The following is an 18708-nucleotide window of genomic DNA, read 5'->3' as shown; positions in this document are numbered from 1 at the left end:
TCTGGTGACGGCGCTTCCGACGAGCCGTGGCACCCGGTGTCACGTGGCGTGGTAGCACCTGTTCCGGAGCGTGCCCAGCGGCCCTCTCAGTGCCCGGGTACGGCGTACTGCCCAGGTACGTCATACAGAACGCTGAATGGCTTGGGAGACTCCCGGAAGAATGTCTGTCCCGGACGGGGACACGAAGCACCTCGCCATGGTGAGGTCGGGTGCAGACTTGAGGTTAACACTACCGGATCCAACAAACATTCCCCCTCTCCAAATCCGGCAATCGTGCGCGTCACATGTCACTGGAGGGCGCGAGCGGCAAGACGCTCGCTCCCTGAAGGTCGAGGTCGAGGCGGTTGGCGGCCCAGTCCCTACCGGCCAGGGCCTGCACCTTTTCGGCGCTGCCGGCGTCGGCGAGCGCCATCACGGTGGGTCCGGCGCCGGAGATGACGGCCGGGATGCCGTCGGCCCGCAGCCGCTCCACCAGTGCCGCGCTCTCCGGCATCGCGGGGGCGCGGTACTCCTGGTGCAGACGGTCCTCGGTGGCGGGCAGCAGCAGCTCGGGGCGCCGGGTGAGGGCCTCGACGAGCAGGGCCGCGCGGCCCGCGTTGGCGGCTGCGTCGACGTGCGGCACGGTGCGCGGGAGCAGTCCGCGCGCGGTCTCGGTCAGGACCGGCTTCCCGGGCACGAAAACCACCGGAACGATGGAATCACTGGGCTCCATCCTGATCGCCCGGGCGGCGCCGGACTCCATCCAGGAGAGCGTGAAGCCGCCGAGCAGGCAGGCCGCGACGTTGTCGGGGTGGCCCTCGATCTCGGTCGCGAGCTCCAGGAGGGCCGCGTCGTCGAGTCTGGCCTCGCCGCCTATGGTCACCGCACGCGCGGCGACGATGCCGGCGCAGATGGCGGCGGAGGAGGAGCCGAGGCCGCGGCCGTGCGGGATGCGGTTGGCGCACACGATCTCCAGGCCGCGGGGCTGTCCGCCCAGCAGGTCGAAGGCGGTGCGCAGGGAGCGTACGAGGAGGTGGCTCTCGTCACGCGGCAGCGTCTCGCTGCCCTCTCCCGCGATGTCGATGTGCAGCCCGGAGTCCGCCACCCGGACGACGACGTCGTCGTAGAGCCCCAGCGCGAGGCCCAGGGCATCGAAGCCCGGACCGAGGTTGGCGCTGGTGGCAGGGGTGCGCACCCGGACGGCGGCGGCGCGGAACGCTGGACCGGCCATCGCTCGATGACTCTCCTTGAGCTGCGTGATGGTCGAATGACATTCGATAGGTACGTGGGGGACCCTCGGGCCGTGGAGACGGCGCGGCACCGCGCCATATGCGGAGGCATATGCAGCGGGCGGGTTCGGTACAGCCTATCGAAGGAAGGTTCTGTGGCGACATAGGGCGCACAGGAGGCGCACGATGCGTGTCGTAAGCCCCCTGTGCCCCCTCGATAGGGAGTTCCCTGTCCGGGACGCCCTCGGTGGTGCTTTGTTCTTCTCTGCTGTTGCCTAGGCGAGGCCGAGCCGCTCGGCCGCGGCGGCTGCGTCGACCGGCACGGTGACCGGCTGCGGGGCGCCGGCGACGGCCCAGTCGGGGTCCTTCAGGCCGTTTCCGGTGACCGTGCAGACGATGCGCTGGCCGGGGTCGACCTTGCCCTGCTCGGCGGCCTTGAGCAGACCGGCGACGGAGGAGGCGGAGGCGGGCTCCACGAAGACGCCCTCCTGGGCGGCCAACAGCCGGTAGGCGCGCAGGATCTCACGGTCCGTCACCTCGTCGATGAGGCCCTCGGACTCGTCCCGGGCCGCGAGCGCGAACTGCCAGGAGGCGGGGTTGCCGATGCGGATCGCGGTGGCGATGGTCGAGGGGTCCTTGACGATCTCGCCGCGCACGATCGGGGCGCTGCCGGAGGCCTGGAAACCCCACATGCGGGGGGTCTTCGCGGAGATGCCGTCGGCGGCGTACTCCTTGTACCCCTTCCAGTACGCGGTGATGTTGCCCGCGTTGCCGACCGGCAGGACATGGATGTCGGGTGCGTCGCCGAGCATGTCCACGATCTCGAAGGCGGCCGTCTTCTGGCCCTCGATGCGCACCGGGTTGACCGAATTGACCAGCGCCACCGGGTAGTTCTCGCTCAGCTTGCGGGCGAGGGTGAGGCAGTCGTCGAAGTTGCCGTCGACCTGGAGGATCTTCGCGCCGTGCACGAGGGCCTGGCCCATCTTGCCGAGCGCGATCTTGCCCTGCGGGACGAGCACGGCGGAGACCATGCCCGCGCGCACGGCGTACGCGGCGGCGGAGGCGGAGGTGTTGCCCGTGGAGGCGCAGATGACCGCCTGCGCGCCCTCCTCCTTGGCCTTGCTGATGGCCATGGTCATGCCGCGGTCCTTGAAGGACCCGGTCGGGTTCGCGCCCTCCACCTTGAGGTGGACCTCGCAGCCCGTGCGCTCGGAGAGCACCTGCGCGGGCACGAGGGGCGTGCCGCCCTCGCGGAGCGTCACGACCGGCGTGGTGTCGGAGACGGGCAGCCGGTCCCGGTACTCCTCGATGATTCCGCGCCACTGGTGGGTCATTGCTGGTTACTCTCCTTCAACCCGCATGATGCTGGCGACACCCCGCACGGTGTCGAGCTTGCGCAGCGCCTCGACGGTCCCGGACAGGGAGGCGTCGGAGGCCCGGTGGGTGACGACGACGAGGGAGGCCTCGCCGTCCTTGCCGGTCTGTCGAACCGTATCGATGGAAACCCCGTGCTCCGCGAACACGGTGGCGACCTGGGCGAGAACACCCGGTTTGTCGGCGACGTCGAGGCTGATGTGGTAGCGCGTGACGACGTCGCCCATGGGCGACACGGGCAGACCGGCGTAGGCCGACTCGCCGGGCCCCGTTGCCCCGCTGAGCCGGTTGCGGCAGACGGCGACGAGGTCGCCGAGGACCGCGGAGGCGGTCGGGGCGCCGCCGGCGCCGGGACCGTAGAACATCAGCTGTCCGCTCGCGTCGGACTCCACGAAGACGGCGTTGTACGCGCCGCGCACGGAGGCGAGCGGGTGGGTCAGCGGAATCATGGCGGGGTGCACGCGGGCCGTCACCGAGCCGCCGTCCTCGGCGCGCTCGCAGATGGCGAGCAGCTTGATGGTGCAGCCCATGTTCTTGGCGGAGGCGAAGTCGGCGGCGGTGACCTCGGTCATGCCCTCGCGGTAGACGTCGTCGAGCCGCACCCGGGAGTGGAAGGCGATGCCGGCGAGGATGGCGGCCTTGGCGGCGGCGTCGAAGCCCTCGACGTCGGCGGTCGGGTCGGCCTCCGCGTACCCGAGCGCGGTGGCCTCGTCGAGTGCCTCCTGGTACCCCGCGCCCGTGCTGTCCATCTTGTCGAGGATGAAGTTGGTGGTGCCGTTGACGATGCCGAGCACCCGGTTGACCTTGTCGCCGGCCAGGGACTCGCGCAGCGGCCGGATCAGCGGGATGGCACCGGCGACGGCGGCCTCGTAGTAGAGGTCCTTGCCGTGCTGCTCGGCGACCGCGTGCAGGGCGGCGCCGTCCTGGGCGAGCAGGGCCTTGTTGGCCGACACGACGGAGGCGCCGTGCTCGAAGGCGGTGGTGATGAGGGTGCGGGCGGGTTCGATCCCGCCGATGACCTCCACCACGACGTCGATGTCGTCGCGCTTGACGAGCGCGGTGGCGTCGGTGGTGACCAGCTCCGGGTCGATGCCCTCACGGACCTTCGAGGGCCGCCGTACGGCGACACCGGCCAGCTCGACCGGGGCGCCGATCCGCTGGGCGAGGTCGTCGGCGTGCGTCGTCATGATGCGTGCCACCTCTGAGCCGACGACCCCACAGCCCAGCAGCGCCACCTTCAGCGGACGCGTACGCATCATCCGACCTCGTTTCCTCATACCGTCTACGGTTGGACCAGTCTCACTCACCGGACGGGAGTTTCTACCCTTCGTCCGGATCGTGAGACATCTATTTCATTGTGTGGTGATGGCAGACAGGAGATCTTCCTCCTGCCCCGTCCCCCGCGCCATCGCCTGCGTCATCCCCTGCGCCATCCGCCCGTCATCCGACGTCGAGCCGGAGCAGGTCCTCCTCCGTCTCCCGCCGGACGATCACCCGGGCCGCGCCGTCCCGCACCGCGACGACGGGCGGCCGGAGCACGTGGTTGTAGTTGCTGGCCATGGAGCGGCAGTAGGCGCCGGTGGCCGGTACGGCGATGAGGTCACCGGGTGCCAGGTCGCCCGGCAGGAACGCGTCCTTCACCACGATGTCCCCGCTCTCGCAGTGCTTGCCGACGACACGGGCGAGCATCGGCTCGGCCTCGCTGGTCCGGGACACCAGGGCGACGCTGTACTCGGCGTCGTACAGCGCGGTGCGGATGTTGTCGGACATGCCGCCGTCGACGGAGACGTAGGTGCGGAGGTTGTCGAGGGGCTTGATGGTGCCGACCTCGTAGAGCGTGAAGGCGGTGGGGCCGACGATGGCCCGCCCCGGCTCCACGGAGATCCGCGGCGTCCGCAGCCGGGCCGCCTCGCACTCCCGGGTCACGATCTCGGTGAGCGCCTTGGCGATCTCGTGCGGCTCGCGCGGGTCGTCGTCGCTCGTGTACGCGATGCCGAGCCCGCCGCCGAGGTCGATCTCGGGCAGCTCCACACCGTGCTCGTCGCGCACGTCCCTGAGCAGCCCCACCACGCGGTGCGCGGCGACCTCGAACCCCGACATGTCGAAGATCTGCGACCCGATGTGCGAGTGGATCCCGATGAGTTCGAGCCCGTCGAGCTGCAGCGCCCGCCGCACGGCCTCCGCGGCCTGCCCGCCGGCCAGCGGGATCCCGAACTTCTGGTCCTCGTGGGCGGTGGCGATGAACTCGTGGGTGTGCGCCTCGACCCCCACGGTGATACGGATCTGCACGCGCTGCCGCGTGCCGAGCTCCTGCGCGATGTGGGCGACCCGCACGATCTCCTGGAAGGAGTCGAGCACGATCCGCCCGACCCCGGCCTCGACGGCCCGGCGGATCTCCCCCTCCGACTTGTTGTTGCCGTGGAAGGCGATCCGGTCGGCGGGCATCCCGGCAGACAGCGCGGTGGCCAGCTCACCACCCGAACACACGTCGAGGTTGAGCCCCTCCTCGTGCAGCCAGCGCACGACGGCCCGCGACAGGAACGCCTTGCCGGCGTAGAACACGTCGGCGTCCGGTCCGAACGCGGTGCGCCAGGCGCGCGCCCGGGCCCGGAAGTCGTCCTCGTCCAGGACGTAGGCGGGGGTGCCGAACTCCTCGGCGAGGGTCTTCACGTCGACACCGCCGACGGTGACGACACCGTCGGCGTTCCGGCCGACGGTCTGGGCCCACACCTTGGGGTCGAGGGCGTTGAGATCGGTGGGCGGGGCGGCGTAGTGCCCCTCGGGCAGGACATCGGCGTGCCGGGGCCCGGCGGGGTGCGCGGAACGGCTCATTGCTCTTGGGCTCTCTCAGAGGTGATCGGGTGCGTCGATGCCGAGCAGGGACAGGCCGCCGGCCAGCACCGTCCCGGCGGCTTCGGCGAGGGCGAGCCGGGCGCGGTGGGCGGCCGAGGGTTTCTCGTCGCCACGGGGCAGCACGGTCGGCAGGAACGGCAGCGCGGCATCGGCGACGGTGACGAGGTGCCGGGCGAGCCGGTCGGGGGCGCGGTGGACGGCCGCGCCGCTGAGGATGCGGGGGTAGTCGGCGAGGGCGGTGACGAGACCGTCCGGGGCGTCGGGAACGTCGCCGGGCACGGCACCGAACCCGAGCCGCCCCGCGCCCCGGCCTGCGGCCCGCACCCGGGCGTGCGCGTACCGCACCCGGAACAGCGGATTGCTCTCCCGCTGCACGAGATGGTCGGCGGTGATCCTCGGCCGGTCGTGCGCGGCGGGATGCAGCAGCGCCCACTGGGCGGCGTCCGGCCCGAGCGGCGCGGGGTCCTCCGGCGCCGGAACGGGCCGCAGGCTGACGGGCTCCCCGTGCTCGACCTCACCGCGCCCGCCCTGACTGGCGACGATCCTGACCACCGCGTCGGCGACGACCTCGGCCCGCACGTCGTACGGCACCCGCAGCGCGACGACCCGCCCGGCGAGGGTGTCGCCGTGGCCGTAGGCGGCCCCGAGACCGCGGATCTCCCCGACGAGGGTCGCCGTCGGCGAGGAACCGGAGGCGAGGGAGATGTTGAGGAACCCGGGCCCGGTGACGACGACGTCCTCGACGCCGGCGCACTCCGCGAGCCGGGGCACCAGGATCTCGGCGACCTGCAGCGGCGACTGCCCGGCCGGGCGGGCGAGCTGGAGCGCGACGTTGGTGGCGTAGTCCCCGCACCCGCCGGGCCCCGGCGGCGTCACGACGACCCGCTCCGGCACGGTCACGCTGAGCTCGCCCTCGTCCACGGCACGGCGCACCGCGCGCAGCACGGTACGGGAGAGCTCGACGGGGGTCACGGGACAAGCGTAGGGGAGGGAGGGGGTGGGTATGCGAGCCGGTTTGGCCGGGGTTCCGCTATGTGGACGGCGTCCTGTGGTGATCCCCGCACGCCTCCCGGCCGCCCGGGGTCACGGACAGACGGGGTTCCCCCCGGCCCGCTCCCTGGAAAACTGGACCTCGCCGGAAAACTGGACCTCACCCGGGAACTGCACCTCGCCAGAGAACTGGACCCCGCCAGAGAACTGGTCCTCGTCGCCCACGCCCCCGCTCCCCCCGCTCTCCCCACGCTCCCCGTCGCCTGCGCCTCGCCGCCGCTCGATGAGCTCCCGCACCAACTGGACGAGTTCGGCGGGCTCGAAGGGCTTGGCGAGAAACGCGTCGACACCGACATCGAGCCCGGTCTCGACCTCGTACTGCGTGCACGCGCTGACGATGGCGAGCGGAAGATCGCGGGTTCGGGGGTCGGCACGCAACTGAGCGGCGGTCCGCAGCCCGTCGAGCCGCGGCATCACGACGTCCAGAGTGATCACGTCGGGACGCACCCGATGCACGACATCCAGACACTCGGCACCGTCGGCCGCGGTCACGACCTCGATACCCTCCAGTTCGAGATTGACCCTGATCAGCTGCCGGATGACCTTGTTGTCGTCCACAACAAGCACCCGGCCCGACGCCCCTGGCACAACTCGAGAGTAGGTCCGGACCGGCCACCGCGTCCGGGTTTTCCCGACTTCCGCCCGCTGCGGGCGAGCACCCCCACGAAACCCGTTCCTGATCACCCCGAACGAGCTGGTAGTGTTCTACCCGTCGCCGCGAGCAACAGCTCAACGCCAGACGCCCCCGTAGCTCAGGGGATAGAGCAACGGCCTCCGGAGCCGTGTGCGCAGGTTCGAATCCTGCCGGGGGCACTCGCCGAGGATCAGCAAGAATCAAGCGCTGACCAGGGCGGATGCCTACAGAAGAGGGCGGGAGTCAGTCTCACTGACTCCCGCCCTCTCTCGCTGTTCGCGCACCATCTGCGATACACGCAACACAGCTCCGATGCCCCCTCTGACCGGGCCCGCCCGGCTCCTCGCCGCCGGCCGACGCCGCTGCCTCACCTCGCATCGGCCCTGGACTGACGTGACCACCGAAGCCCTGGACCGGCTCCGCTAGCCCCCTGACTGACCAGCACCTTCCCGTTCCTGCATGCAGCACCAGCCCACTGGAACCGTGAAACCCTGCGCACGCCCAAGCCACAACCGGGCCATCAGCCCGTCAAGTCTTTAAAAATCCCCATTCCACACTCACAACAAAGGGCCCGTTAGTGAAGTCGACGGACCCATTGCGTTAGTCGCTGTTAGAGAGCTTCCAGGAATCCCCCAAGATCGGTGCCACTGAGGTCAGACTTCTGCATTCTGGATGCCACCCGCCAGTTGTTTGTCTTCCGCCATGCCCTGTTCGATGAATCCGCCAACTTCTCGTACGGGTCTAGCGCCCTGGCCGAATCGCCGAATTCTTTCTTCACAGCATCGTCGGTGAAGTAGTTTTCTAGGGCTCGCCGTTCAAGGACGAGCCCGGGGATGTTCAGTTCGTTACACACGTCCACGAAGGCTTGACGTGTGGGCTCCAAGGGATCGCCCTCGTCGAGTCGTTCACTGTCGATCAGGTAGTGAACGTCACCACCAATCCGCAGCAACTCTGCAAGCTCTTGCTGGGAATCTCCCCGAATGAACTCCGCACCGTGCAACGGGACCATGAGCACCTCATGCTCCTTGTCGTAGAGACGAAGGAACTGCATGAGTGCGCGTAGCTCCGTTTTGCCCTCCACAAGTAGAACCTTGCTGAAACCCAGCTCCGGCCGACTATCGAAAGACAGTTGGCCAAGCAGTGTCACCAGGTCTTGATTGTCCTCGTACAACCGCAGGATTGCAGTGCCACCCTTTGGCTTTTCCAGAGTGTAGATAGTGTCGGCTGCCGTTCGAGCCAGACCCAAACTATGCGTTGCAAAAATGACACCGTGCTCTGTGTATCGAGCCAACGTCTGGAGGAAGTCGAGTTGGAGCGACGCATGCAGGTTAAGCTCTGGTTCATCAATGAGTAGCAGCTTAGGCCTGCGCACCAGCACGTTCACCATGACCACAATGAAGTGGGCCAAGCCTGCCCCGAGTTCGCTGAGGCGGTAGCTCTTTCCATCAACCATGAGCTGGAGCGTATTTCCAGCCGCGTTAATCTCCAGCTGTTCGTAGCCAAAGATGCGCCGAAGCTCCTCCGTCATCTCATAGACAGCCTCGTTTTGGTCAGGGTTGCCCCCAGTCTTGAAGTTATTGAAGGCACTAATGAACAATTCACCCGTTTGGATGTCGTAGTAGTGATTGTTACTTCCGACATGGATGGCGTTGCGAAACGGACCAATGTACATCGTGTCCGCAAGGATATCCATCGCTGCCATCAAGGGAGCGAGGAAGCCATCAGTGGATGCCGTCACGGCATCCGCATCAGCGAATGAAGCACCAGACAAGCTGAGGCTCGCGGCTGCGCCGTTGCCGTATTGAGCTGACAGGATCACTGGCTTTCCATCTTCATAAAACGGTCCAGCAGGCCCATCGTGAACAATGATCTCAATGCCCATGGGTCGAGTGCTGCCAGCCCGAACCGCTCGTTCACCCGCGAGTAGATTGGGCGCCCAAATCGATTGCTGACCGGAGGATAGAAGCAATCGAAGCTGCGAGCCGTTACGTGATCCCAAGAGGGTGAAGAGCTGCCTGACCTCGTACGGGAACCTGAGCAGCGAACTCTTGCCGGAGTTGTTGGTGCCGACCAGCCCAGTGAAGCCGTTTTGGACTCGAAACACCGCGGGTTGATCGCCGAAGCAACGGTAGTTCTTGATTCTGAACTCAACGTCAAGCATGCCCGCAGTGTAGCGGCAGACTTCGGCGTTTACTACCGGTTTCCCGAACGCATGACGCGCAGAAGTGTGCAATTTGTTTGACTTTTCGAGCGGGTCCTTTACACGTACAGCAGTTATGGCACGAAAAGAAATAACTCAACCAGAACCATCCCCAGTCAGCAGACGTATCGGAACGCTGCGCCGCAAGCCACTCGTTGTTTACCGACCGCGGCTAAAGGCTGTCCCGCGATGATCGACTGACGTGGCATGGTCAGCATCGAGGATGCCCACCTTGGGTGGGCCTATCCGGCAAGCGCGAGGTTGTACAGGCAGGCGAAGCCAAGCATCGCGTGATGAACGCCGTCGCCTTTCGACTGGCAGTCGCGGAGGATCTTTAAGCTCTTCATACGGGCGAACATGTGCTCGACACGGGCACGGATCCTGCAGTGTGAACGATTGTGCTCCTCTTTCCAGGCCAGGAGTTCGGCCTGGCCTGTTTGACGGCGGTGCGGGATCACCAGGCCAGTTCCGCGGTAGCCGCCGTCAGCGATCACCGTGCTGTTGCCGACGGCGGCCTTCGCTCCGGACAGCTCCCATGCCGTGCAATCGTTGCGGTTGCCGCGCAGAGGCTGGCCGACAGTGACGACGAGCCGTGTATCGGCGTCGATGACGACCTGGTGGTTGGTGGAATACCGGTAGTTTTTCGACTGCTCGGCCACCGTGTGGTCGCGTGTGGGGACCAGGGTGACGTCCACGATGAGCACGATGTCCTTGCGGAACCGTCGGCGCGGCAATAGAGCGAGAAGTGGCGCGAGGTGGTTGATGATCCGGGCGACCGCAGACTTCAAGATTCCGAATAGCAAAGCGAGTTGGCGCAGCGTCAAGCTGGTACGCCAGTACGCTTCAACCAACAGGACGCGGTCCGGCAGGTGAAGGCTCCAGGGCCGACCTCGGCGGATCATGTCCGATCCCTCGTGGCGCAGGGCGGTCACCAGTTTGCCGAAGCAGAGCGGGCTCAGCCCGGTGAACGGGCCTATCCAGGAGGGCTGTGACGCCGTGATCAAACCAGCCACAACGCGATCATGTCATCACGTCGGCCGGGGACAGATGCTCACCTTCTTCTCCAGGTCAAAAAGGTGGTTCGCTGCTGCAGCCGCCCGCCCACAGGTCCTCGTTTTGCTCGTCATGCAGCGAACCCGAGTCTTGTCCCCAGGACTTGAGGCCACGGCCAGCGATGAAGCGATACGAACGACTGTCGCTGGTGGCCAGCACATCACGGACCAGCGGTGTGAGAAGGGCACGTTGCCCAATGAGCTCCGGGGCGTCCAGGAGCGGAACAGCCGCAGCAAGGGCTGCTTCCTGAACAGCAAGGGCCGGAGCATGGAGGAAAGCAGAGACGGCCTGGAAGAGGTCGGGGCGCAGCGCCCGGATCTGGACGGACTCCGGATACTCGTCCAGGCAAAGCCCCACACGCGCCATGTGAGTCTCTGCCTCGCTGTCGACCTCGGTGGCCACCGACTTGACCCAGTCCAGCAAGGCGGCGCGCAACGGAAGGACCCGGCCGTCGCGGTCGGCCAACAGGGTGCCCGTGCGCGGGTCACTGAGGATCTTCGCCACATATGCCGCCGCATGCACGGTCGCTGAGTAGATCGTGTTCTGGTGATGCACCGGATCGTCGAGGTGCCGCAGGGCCCTGGCCTGCGTGCCGACGTCATCCGCCAGCAGGCCGGCCAGCAGACCAGGCGTTCCTGCGGCCGTCCCACAGGCATGTTCGAGCGAAGCCCAGTCGGTCCCCGCCAGCAGATCCCGCGGGTCTGGCAGCAGACCCTCAACGTCCGTGATCGTCACGCATCGAGTATGGCTGTTGCTCCCACCACTGCCCCAGCCACCTCATGCGCATAGCGGGACAACCTTTACAGGTCGTCTCACAACCGCGGTGGCCAGAGCGCGAACGTCCCGCCCCCTTCGGGGGAGCAGGAGGGCGCCGCCGACGTCCGTTGACCTGGACTCGCTACCGACGGGCTGCAACACCCCGAACCGCGGGTGTTGGAGCCCGTCGGCGAAGCCGACCTTTCAAAGGGCGCAGGCGCCGGAGGCGACTTCCGACTTCGCACTATCTGCGATACAGGAATCCGCTGGTCAGAGCCGATTCACAAACCGAACTCTGATTGCGCTCCGGAACCGTGTGCGCAGGTTCGAATCTTGCCGGTGGCACTTCGCTTGAGGTGCCGACAGACCCCATGACCAGCCAGATGGCTGAGTGCGGGGTCTTGTTGTTTGTGCAGGCGGATGCGGTCGAAAGCAGCGGTTTGCCAGTGATCACGTTGTAATAGCGTGTTGATCTTGAGGGGCTTCGCGGCAGGTCAGAACGGGTTCCGTAGCCTCACGTCGGCCGGACACGAACCGAGGCTGGGCCTGGCCGCTCGATCCCAAGGTGGCCCCTGTCGATACGGCTGCCCACGACAGGGCCGCGCGAAAGGTAACAACTGATGCGATCTACGGCGGCTGATTCCTCTTCGGAGGAAGATGCGGCCAATACGCCGTTCGGCAAGGCATCACGGGGTGGGGATGACACAGGGTGAGCTTGAGCGGGAGCCAGGAAGCGCCGCGCCCACAGCACGCGAGATCCGCGAAGCTTGGGCAGCGGAGGCGTACTCCATCCTCATAGGCGTCGCGTGCACGTACCACGCTGTGATCACTTACAAGGAGCTGGCTGAGGAGATCCAGGACAGAACGGGTTTCCGCACCAAGGTCCACCTCCGCCACTGGATCGGCGCCACCCTTGGCAGAGTGGTCCGCGAGGCGCACGACCGTGGTGATCCGCCGCTGACAGCACTCGTCGTTCACAGCGACGACGGCATGGTGGGGACCGGCTACCGAGAAGTCTTGGAAGCCGCTGGAGAACCGCCGGTAGAGGACGTGTTGGAGCGAGAGCAGCATGCCGCTGACTCGCGACTCGCTTGCTACCGCCGTTTCGGAGCAACCTTGCCGCCCGACGGTGGCGTTCCCGCCCTTGCCCCCAGATATCAGGCTGCCATCGAGCGCCGACGTGAGCGCACCGAGAAGCCCCCACAAGTCTGCGGCAACTGCTTCGTTCAGCTCCCTGCGACGGGCGTTTGCGACTCGTGCGGTTAGGGCGCGTCGGGCGAATCTTGGCTTGGCAGTGCTCGGGCCCCCTCCGGTTGGAGTGGGGAAGGGTCCACCTAGGCTTCAGCCATGCTGCTGGTCAACGGCGGAGAAGCCGTAGCTGACGCTTCCGTACTGCGCACGGGGGGAGTGCCACTCGTCCCGGATGGCTTCGTCTGGCCGCACTGCCGCGAATGTGACGAGCCTTTGCAGTTCCTCGCCCATCTGCCTCTCGACCTGGGAGCAGTCGCGGTCTTCTTTTGCCAGAGCGATCCGGGTATGTGTGACGACTGGGACGCCACCGCCGGCGCCAACCGCGCCTTCGTGTTCAGAGGTCGGCTAGCAGCGGCCACCGTTCCCGCCGAGGGCGAGACACTGCTCGGTGCGGTGACCGCCCTGCGCCCCCGCCCAGCCGACACCCCAACCGCGGAACCGGTTCTGGGACGGCTGGGCAGCGAACCCGACTGGCTCCAAGGTGACGAGACCCCCGACTGTCCCTCCTGCACAACCCATATGACATTCACGGCCGAACTCGAAGAAGGATCCGACTTCGCGACCTCCGCCAACTTCGGCGGAGGTGGCCGCGGCTACGTCTTTCACTGCGCCCCCTGTAGCGAGGCCGCCTTCCTCTGGCAGCCGTGAAGACCACCTGACAGCTCATGTGCGGAGCCAGAGTCGGATCGCTGCGACAGTGACGGTGCCGTGGAAGGCATGGGCCCGCTTGTCGGCTCAAAGACCCGCCGGGCAGGCCCCTAGCCACCGCGCGTCGGCTGAAGTCAGTCAAGGCAGAGGCCCCGGACTTCACATAGTCCGGGGCCTCTGCCTGTCGATCATGTTCTGGTATCAGTCGGTACTGCCGCCCCTTCCCCCCAGACTCTGCATGATCCCGTCGTTCATCTCCTCCTCCTGGCCGTCAACGCACTTCGGGCGCCTCCCCGGACCCGCTCCTTACGAAGTACAGGCAACACGCACGAGCGCAGCGCCCGCTGCAACACCTCCGGAGCACGCCGCCCCCGTCCCGGCTGCACGAGGACGGGAACGACCGTCGCCAGCGCATCCGTCACACTGTCACGCTGCTTGGCAGACGCCTCCGCCCAACGGGCGTCCACGTACTTCACCGCCCTCAACTGACTGCGTTCTCCGCCGCAGGTCAGGGCGCCGGTGGCCCATCGGCCTCATCTGGCCTCCGGAGCGCGCGAGGCGAGCCGACGCTGATCCACTGCCACGTACCCGGCGTGCCGAGACCGCAGGTCGACGGGCGTGTTGTGGACGTGCTGTTTAGGATGAATTGCCCAGTCGCGATGGCGTAGCGCGGCGGTCGGCGCTGTCTGGGGTGAAGCGGCCTCGGTGCCACCGCGGGGCGGTGTACGCCCGGGGCGCCGGGGTCGTGCTGGGACGAAGCGGTCTGAGGGCGGTGGGCTCCACCTGTAGTGGCGTACCCGTGGTGTCAAGGGACAGGACGGTCTCATGATCAACAGGCGGGCCTTCGGTAAAGCACTCGGCGCAGGTGTCGCGGGTACGGCGGCGGCGACTCAGGCGCGGCTGTTCGACGCATCCACCGCCGCGGCCACGACAGCAGGCCACTCCGTGGGAAGCGCGTCGGCAGTCGGTCGGGCTGAGGGGCGCACGTCATTCGACTCGGTGAAACAGGTCAAGGCGGGCGAGCTGGACATCGGCTATGCCGAGTCCGGGCCGGCACACGGTCCCGTGGTCATCCTGTTGCACGGCTGGCCGTACGACATTCACAGCTACGTCGACGTCGCACCGTTGCTGGCCGACGAGGGCTACCGCGTCATCGTTCCCTACCTGCGCGGCTACGGCAGCACGAGGTTCCTGTCGGCGAAGACCTTCCGAGACGGCGAGCAGGTGGCGACCGGCCTCGACCTCATCGCCCTGATGGACGCCCTGAAGATCCAGAAGGCGCTGCTCGGCGGCTTCGACTGGGGGGCGCGTACGGCCGACGTCGTCGCGGCGTTGTGGCCAGGACGCTGCAAGGCCCTGGTCTCGGTCTCCGGCGACCTCATCGTCAACCAGAAGCAGCAGCAACAGCCGACGCCGCCGGCCGCCGAGCGAGCGTTCTGGTACCAGTACTACTTCACCACCGCCCGCGGAGAGCGGGGCCTCACGAAGTACCGGCACGACCTCGCCAAGCTGATCTGGCACGACGCCTCCCCCACCTGGCACTTCGACGACGCCACGTTCGACCGGACCGCCGCGGCCTTCGACAACCCGGACTACGTGAGGATCGTGATCCACAACTACCGCTGGCGCCTCGGTCTCGCCAAGGGGAACCCGCGCTACGCCGGCCTCCAGGCGAAGCTGGCCGCGGAACCGGCCATCGCGGTACCGACCGTAACGCTCGACGGGGCGCTCGACCCGTTCGTCCCGCCGGGCAACGGCTCGGCGTACCGCAAGAAGTTCACCGGGCCCTACATCCACCGCAGGCTCGAGGGCATCGGACACAATCTGCCCCAGGAGGCACCGCAGCCGTTCGCCCAGGCGGTGATGGACGCGGACCGCCTCTGAGGAAGTGCCGACTGGATCGTGGCGCGGGTGTCGCCCACAGCGCGGTCGGGCACCGGGCCGCGCAGGAAGTGCCAGGCGCCGGACGCGAGTGGGAAGCCAGCGGCGTACTCGGCTTCTCGGTCTGAGCTCGGTACGTGATGTCAGTGGGGCGGTCTAGCGTGATCGCATGCCACTCGATGACGCGCTGACGGCCCGGATGGCCGAGCCGGACTTCTGGCCGGTGTACCTCTTCGAGGACGACGCACCCGACGTCTACGACGAGGACGCCGAGGACCAGGAGTCGCTGGTGGCCCGGTTTCAGCTGGGTGGCGGTTTCGCGCTGGTCCTCGACCTGACGCTCGCGCTGGAGTACGTCGATCTCGCCCTGGCGGCCCCCGGCCTTCCGGAGCCGGTGACGGTCGGATGGGACGACCAGGCCCACTTCCACCCGCATGTGATGCCGTGGCAGGAACTGGACCTGCTGTGCCGGGCGGTCGCCCTGCACGACCCGGAGCTGCGACACCCCGGGCCGATGCTGGCGCTGCTGTGTCGCTTCGCGTTCCTTGCCGACGGGGACGACCTGGACGGGGTCACGCCGCTGGTGGACGCGGCGTTCGGGCTGATGCGGTCCGGGGGCGGGGAAGGCGGGGTGCGGGCGGAGACCCGCGACTGGTTCGATCTGCGGGATCTGCGGGGCACCGGGGTTGCCTGGACCAGCCGGGCCGACGGCCACCGGGCCGTCGACCAGTACCACCGCGACGGTCTGCCGCTGTACTCGCTCCGTGCGCCGGACTCGGAGGACTTCCCGTTCGCCGGATGGTCAGCGCTGCTCGCCCGGGCCCGAGAGCGCATCGATACAGCGGCCGGGGACCGCGCGCTCAGGGCTCCGGCCGTACGGCAGGCCCTCGACCGCTGCACCGCGCCCGACGGCTACGAGCACCTGGCAGCGCTGGCCGACGCGCTGACCGCCGTCGGGTACACCCATCCCGTACTGATGCGTGCGGTCACGCAACCCGGTCACCGGGCGGAGGCCTGCTGGGCCGTCGAGACCCTGAGCGGCCTGCCGCAGGGCGAGCTCATGCCCCGCTGGTTCGGCCCGAGTCCGCTGGCCGACAGCGGATCCTGGCGGCTGTCGCTCACCCTTCCCGGGGCGGAACGTCCGTGGCGCTTCGGCCAGCAGGTCGCCGAGGAGCTCAGGACCGCCCTCCAGGAAGCCGGCCTCGGCCGAGCGGAAGTCGGTGGCAGCATGTCGCGGCCGGAGGGCGGCGGCTACGTCCACGTGGAAGACCACCTCGACGTCCTGATCCGCGACGACCTCGCCCTCGGCGTGACGATCATCGCCCGGGTCCTGCACAGCCATCGTGCCGCAGAAACCGCCACCCTCCGGCATGCCGGAAAGAAGGACGCGGTCATACCCCTCCGGTTGCCGACCTGACGGCCGGCCTCCCGGCCGAGGCGCACATGTGCTGGGACCTGGTGCGCCGGTGCGCGGTGCGCTGGTGGGCGGTGCGCTGGTGGGCTGGTGGGCTGGTGCGCTGGTGCGCCCCAGCAGACGCGGCACCGGTGACCTGCTTGCGTCAGAAACCTGGGAAATGACTCACCCCAAATATGGCATTTGTGGCAAGATGTGATATGTGGTTTGGGCGCTGAAGACAGGCGAGAGGAGTGCATCATGATCGCCAAGTTGCTCGGCAAGCTGTCCTTCACCCGCCACTACGGTGCGTACGGGGCCCACGAATGGGATGCGTACGTCGGCGACGACCAGGACTGACCGCAAGGCCGGCGGGCGCCCCAGGGGCGCCCGCCGGTGCGCAGTCGTCTGTCGACGACAGGGACGGTCTCATGGGGCAAGAGAAGGAGCCGCCGCGGTTGCCCGACGGCGGCTTCGCGGCCTGGAGCCGCGACCGGCTGGGGTTGGCGCGCCGTGGCGCTGAGGAGTGCGGGGACGTCTGGGAGCTGGAACCCGGCGTCTACGTGGCCGCCGCGGCCGGACCCTGTGAAGCGGTTCTGCGCCGCGCCCACGACTTCCCCAAGGCATCGTCGCCGCTCTTTCCGCCCCTGAACCTGAAGCGGTCGAGCGGAGCACCGGCACCGACACCCGAGGAGCGTGCGTACGCTCACGCCGCGCGCATGCGCGGACTGCGTGCGCAGGCGGTTGCCGCACGGATCGGCGAGATCGCGCCACGCAGCGCCCGTTTTGCCGACCAGTGGCCAACGGGCCAGGACATCGAGATCCTGCCCCCGGTCCGGCACACCCTGGCGGAGATCGGCGTGAGTTATCTCTTCTCCGAAGACGCGCCCGCCCTGCTGCCCCATGCCGCACAGCTCTTCCTCGCCCGGGAGGTGCTCGTACGTCCCTCGCGGTGGGTGTGGCCGCGCTGGGTGCCCACACCGGCACGGCGGTTCCGCACCCGTCAGCAGGTCGCCTTCACCGAGGCTCTGCGGCCCGTCGTCCACCGGCGTCGTTCATCGGGCCGGCTCGGTGACGACATGCTGGGACAGATGCTCCGGCCCTCCCCGCACTACGGCCTGCTGCCGGAGGAGGCCGTCCTCGACACGCTCCCCGGAATCACCGTCGCCACCTTCGAGACCCCTTCCCGGGCAGCCGCCTGGATCCTGCTCCAGCTGGCCCGGCACCCCCGGGCAGCGGACCGTGTCGCGGCCGAGGCCGCCGTGCTGCCCGCGGATCCCGCCGCGACGACCGGTTCCCACCTCGCCGGCCTGCGATACACCCAGGCGCTGGTGAGTGAGGTGCTCCGGCTGTACCCCCCGAGCTGGCTCCTGACCCGGCAGGCTCCGCGGCAGACCCAGCTCGCCGACTACACCATCGGGGCCGGATCGACCGTTCTCGTCTGCCCCTACACCGCTCACCGCGATGCGCGGGAGTTCTCGGAGCCGGACCGGTTCCGGCCCGAGCGTTGGCTCGGTGATGTGGGCTCGCCGGAGAAGCCCGGGCTCTTCCTCGCTTTCGGTACCGGGCCGCACGGCTGCGAGGGAACGTCTCTGGCCATGGCGATGCTGACGCTCCTGACCGCGCAGACCGCCCGCCGCTACCACCTGAGCGAGCCGCCCGGGCCGGAGCCCGGCTACCGGGTCACCACCCTCGAAGGTCTCGCACCTGTCGGCCTGCGCCTACGCGCCACCTCGCGCGACTGAGGGCGGTCCGGGGACGGCTGACCGGTTCATGCGTCGCTCATCATCGTGGGTCGCTGGTCGAACTCCTCGGCGAGCACCCCCATCATGACGAGGTCGTGGTGTCGGCCGGCGAAGTAGACGTGTTCCCGCAAGCGCCCCTCCTCGGTGAAGCCGAGCCGACGGAAAAGGGCCAGTGACGCCTCGTTCTGGGCGAAGATCGCCGCCAGGCATTTGTGATAGCGCCGCTCGGCGAACATGAAGCGCAGCAGCAGCGCCACGGCTTCTGTCGCGTAGCCCCGGCCCCGGTGGTCGGCGCCGATCATGACGTCACACTCGAACCAGCCTGAGCGAGGGCCGGTGCGATGCGAGCCGACCGCGCCGACCAGCTCTCCCGTGGCCGTCGCCTCGACGGCCAGCCGGAAGCGGTCGTCATCGGGCTCGGCGACGGCCTGCTCCTTCGCCCAGGCCCGGTAGGTCTCGGCGGACCTCGGCAGATCCGGCCGGCTTCCTCGCCGCCCGTCATCGTCGGCGAAGCGCATGAACGCCGTCCAGTCTTCGGGCTCGACGGCGCGCAGGCGGACCCGATCACCGGTCCAGGACGATGCCATGCCCCATTTGATCACGCTGCCGCGCGCGCGGGGCCGAGTGGCACACCGAGGCGAATGCCGCGACGAACCGTTGAG

15 protein-coding genes and 1 tRNA gene are annotated in these 18708 nt (G+C 68.1%); 6 read left to right on the top strand and 10 right to left on the bottom strand.

Annotated features, from left to right (window positions below):
• Positions 1 to 280: 280 nt before the first annotated feature.
• The 6 genes from thrB to AB0D74_RS37195 form a co-directional block, all read right to left on the bottom strand.
• Entirely contained in the window at positions 281 to 1210 is a 930-nt protein-coding gene (gene thrB / locus AB0D74_RS37220; protein ID WP_362596779.1) for a homoserine kinase, read from the bottom strand.
• A gap of 273 nt (positions 1211 to 1483) precedes the next feature.
• Positions 1484 to 2542 carry a threonine synthase gene (thrC, locus tag AB0D74_RS37215; protein WP_362596776.1) on the bottom strand — a complete coding sequence of 353 codons (1059 nt, stop codon included), beginning with the start codon at positions 2540 to 2542 and terminating at the stop codon, positions 1484 to 1486.
• A gap of 6 nt (positions 2543 to 2548) precedes the next feature.
• On the bottom strand, positions 2549 to 3841 hold the full coding sequence (locus AB0D74_RS37210; protein WP_362596773.1) for a homoserine dehydrogenase: 1293 nt from the start codon (positions 3839 to 3841) through the stop codon (positions 2549 to 2551).
• Between the two features lie 181 nt (positions 3842 to 4022).
• Positions 4023 to 5414, bottom strand: a complete 1392-nt coding sequence (lysA, locus tag AB0D74_RS37205; protein ID WP_362596770.1) for a diaminopimelate decarboxylase — start codon at positions 5412 to 5414, stop codon at positions 4023 to 4025.
• 15 nt (positions 5415 to 5429) lie between these two features.
• Positions 5430 to 6407, bottom strand: coding sequence for an ArgS-related anticodon-binding protein NrtL (gene nrtL / locus AB0D74_RS37200; protein ID WP_362596767.1), 978 nt, complete (start codon positions 6405 to 6407; stop codon positions 5430 to 5432).
• A 111-nt stretch (positions 6408 to 6518) separates the two neighbouring features.
• Positions 6519 to 7073 carry a response regulator gene (locus tag AB0D74_RS37195; protein ID WP_362596764.1) on the bottom strand — a complete coding sequence of 185 codons (555 nt, stop codon included), beginning with the start codon at positions 7071 to 7073 and terminating at the stop codon, positions 6519 to 6521.
• Between the two features lie 153 nt (positions 7074 to 7226).
• On the opposite strand from AB0D74_RS37195, the gene AB0D74_RS37190 reads away from it, so the two are divergent.
• A tRNA-Arg gene (locus AB0D74_RS37190) sits at positions 7227 to 7298 on the top strand.
• Positions 7299 to 7729: 431 nt separating this feature from the next.
• Here the strand turns inward: AB0D74_RS37190 and AB0D74_RS37185 are convergent.
• The 3 genes from AB0D74_RS37185 to AB0D74_RS37175 all read right to left on the bottom strand — a co-directional run bounded on the left by AB0D74_RS37185 (position 7730) and on the right by AB0D74_RS37175 (position 11107).
• Positions 7730 to 9280 carry an AAA family ATPase gene (locus tag AB0D74_RS37185; RefSeq protein WP_362596761.1) on the bottom strand — a complete coding sequence of 517 codons (1551 nt, stop codon included), beginning with the start codon at positions 9278 to 9280 and terminating at the stop codon, positions 7730 to 7732.
• 281 nt (positions 9281 to 9561) lie between these two features.
• Entirely contained in the window at positions 9562 to 10332 is a 771-nt protein-coding gene (locus AB0D74_RS37180) for a transposase (protein WP_362596758.1), read from the bottom strand.
• Positions 10333 to 10387: 55 nt separating this feature from the next.
• Complete coding sequence (locus AB0D74_RS37175; protein WP_362596755.1) at positions 10388 to 11107, bottom strand: hypothetical protein; 720 nt, start codon at positions 11105 to 11107, stop codon at positions 10388 to 10390.
• Between the two features lie 720 nt (positions 11108 to 11827).
• Here AB0D74_RS37175 and AB0D74_RS37170 point away from each other — a divergent pair.
• From AB0D74_RS37170 to AB0D74_RS37150, 5 genes are all read left to right on the top strand, one after another.
• Complete coding sequence (locus tag AB0D74_RS37170; protein ID WP_362596752.1) at positions 11828 to 12394, top strand: hypothetical protein; 567 nt, start codon at positions 11828 to 11830, stop codon at positions 12392 to 12394.
• An 81-nt stretch (positions 12395 to 12475) separates the two neighbouring features.
• A complete protein-coding gene (locus tag AB0D74_RS37165) occupies positions 12476 to 13027 on the top strand; it encodes a hypothetical protein (RefSeq protein WP_362596749.1) in 552 nt (183 codons plus the stop codon).
• An 825-nt stretch (positions 13028 to 13852) separates the two neighbouring features.
• On the top strand, positions 13853 to 14911 hold the full coding sequence (locus AB0D74_RS37160; RefSeq protein ID WP_362596746.1) for an alpha/beta hydrolase: 1059 nt from the start codon (positions 13853 to 13855) through the stop codon (positions 14909 to 14911).
• Positions 14912 to 15077: 166 nt separating this feature from the next.
• Entirely contained in the window at positions 15078 to 16325 is a 1248-nt protein-coding gene (locus AB0D74_RS37155; RefSeq protein ID WP_362596743.1) for a hypothetical protein, read from the top strand.
• A 407-nt stretch (positions 16326 to 16732) separates the two neighbouring features.
• Positions 16733 to 18046, top strand: a complete 1314-nt coding sequence (locus AB0D74_RS37150) for a cytochrome P450 (RefSeq protein ID WP_362596740.1) — start codon at positions 16733 to 16735, stop codon at positions 18044 to 18046.
• Positions 18047 to 18072: 26 nt separating this feature from the next.
• On the opposite strand, the gene AB0D74_RS37145 is transcribed toward AB0D74_RS37150, so the two are convergent.
• On the bottom strand, positions 18073 to 18648 hold the full coding sequence (locus AB0D74_RS37145; RefSeq protein ID WP_362596737.1) for a GNAT family protein: 576 nt from the start codon (positions 18646 to 18648) through the stop codon (positions 18073 to 18075).
• Positions 18649 to 18708 lie beyond the last annotated feature (60 nt).

The organism is Streptomyces sp. NPDC048278 (assembly GCF_040652195.1).
Lineage (GTDB): Bacteria > Actinomycetota > Actinomycetes > Streptomycetales > Streptomycetaceae > Streptomyces.
Note: the sequence above shows the minus strand (reverse complement) of the source record. Positions and strands in the feature narration are given on the sequence as shown.

Bases quoted from the DNA above. Each gene is read 5' to 3' on its own strand.
- thrB (WP_362596779.1), bottom strand. From the start codon at position 1,210: ATGGCCGGTCCAGCGTTCCGCGCCGCCGCCGTCCGGGTGCGCACCCCT.
- lysA (WP_362596770.1), bottom strand. From the start codon at position 5,414: ATGAGCCGTTCCGCGCACCCCGCCGGGCCCCGGCACGCCGATGTCCTG.
- AB0D74_RS37165 (WP_362596749.1), top strand. From the start codon at position 12,476: ATGCTGCTGGTCAACGGCGGAGAAGCCGTAGCTGACGCTTCCGTACTG.
- AB0D74_RS37155 (WP_362596743.1), top strand. From the start codon at position 15,078: ATGCCACTCGATGACGCGCTGACGGCCCGGATGGCCGAGCCGGACTTC.
- AB0D74_RS37210 (WP_362596773.1), bottom strand. From the start codon at position 3,841: ATGATGCGTACGCGTCCGCTGAAGGTGGCGCTGCTGGGCTGTGGGGTC.
- AB0D74_RS37170 (WP_362596752.1), top strand. From the start codon at position 11,828: ATGACACAGGGTGAGCTTGAGCGGGAGCCAGGAAGCGCCGCGCCCACA.
- AB0D74_RS37185 (WP_362596761.1), bottom strand. From the start codon at position 9,280: ATGCTTGACGTTGAGTTCAGAATCAAGAACTACCGTTGCTTCGGCGAT.
- thrC (WP_362596776.1), bottom strand. From the start codon at position 2,542: ATGACCCACCAGTGGCGCGGAATCATCGAGGAGTACCGGGACCGGCTG.
- AB0D74_RS37150 (WP_362596740.1), top strand. From the start codon at position 16,733: ATGGGGCAAGAGAAGGAGCCGCCGCGGTTGCCCGACGGCGGCTTCGCG.
- AB0D74_RS37160 (WP_362596746.1), top strand. From the start codon at position 13,853: ATGATCAACAGGCGGGCCTTCGGTAAAGCACTCGGCGCAGGTGTCGCG.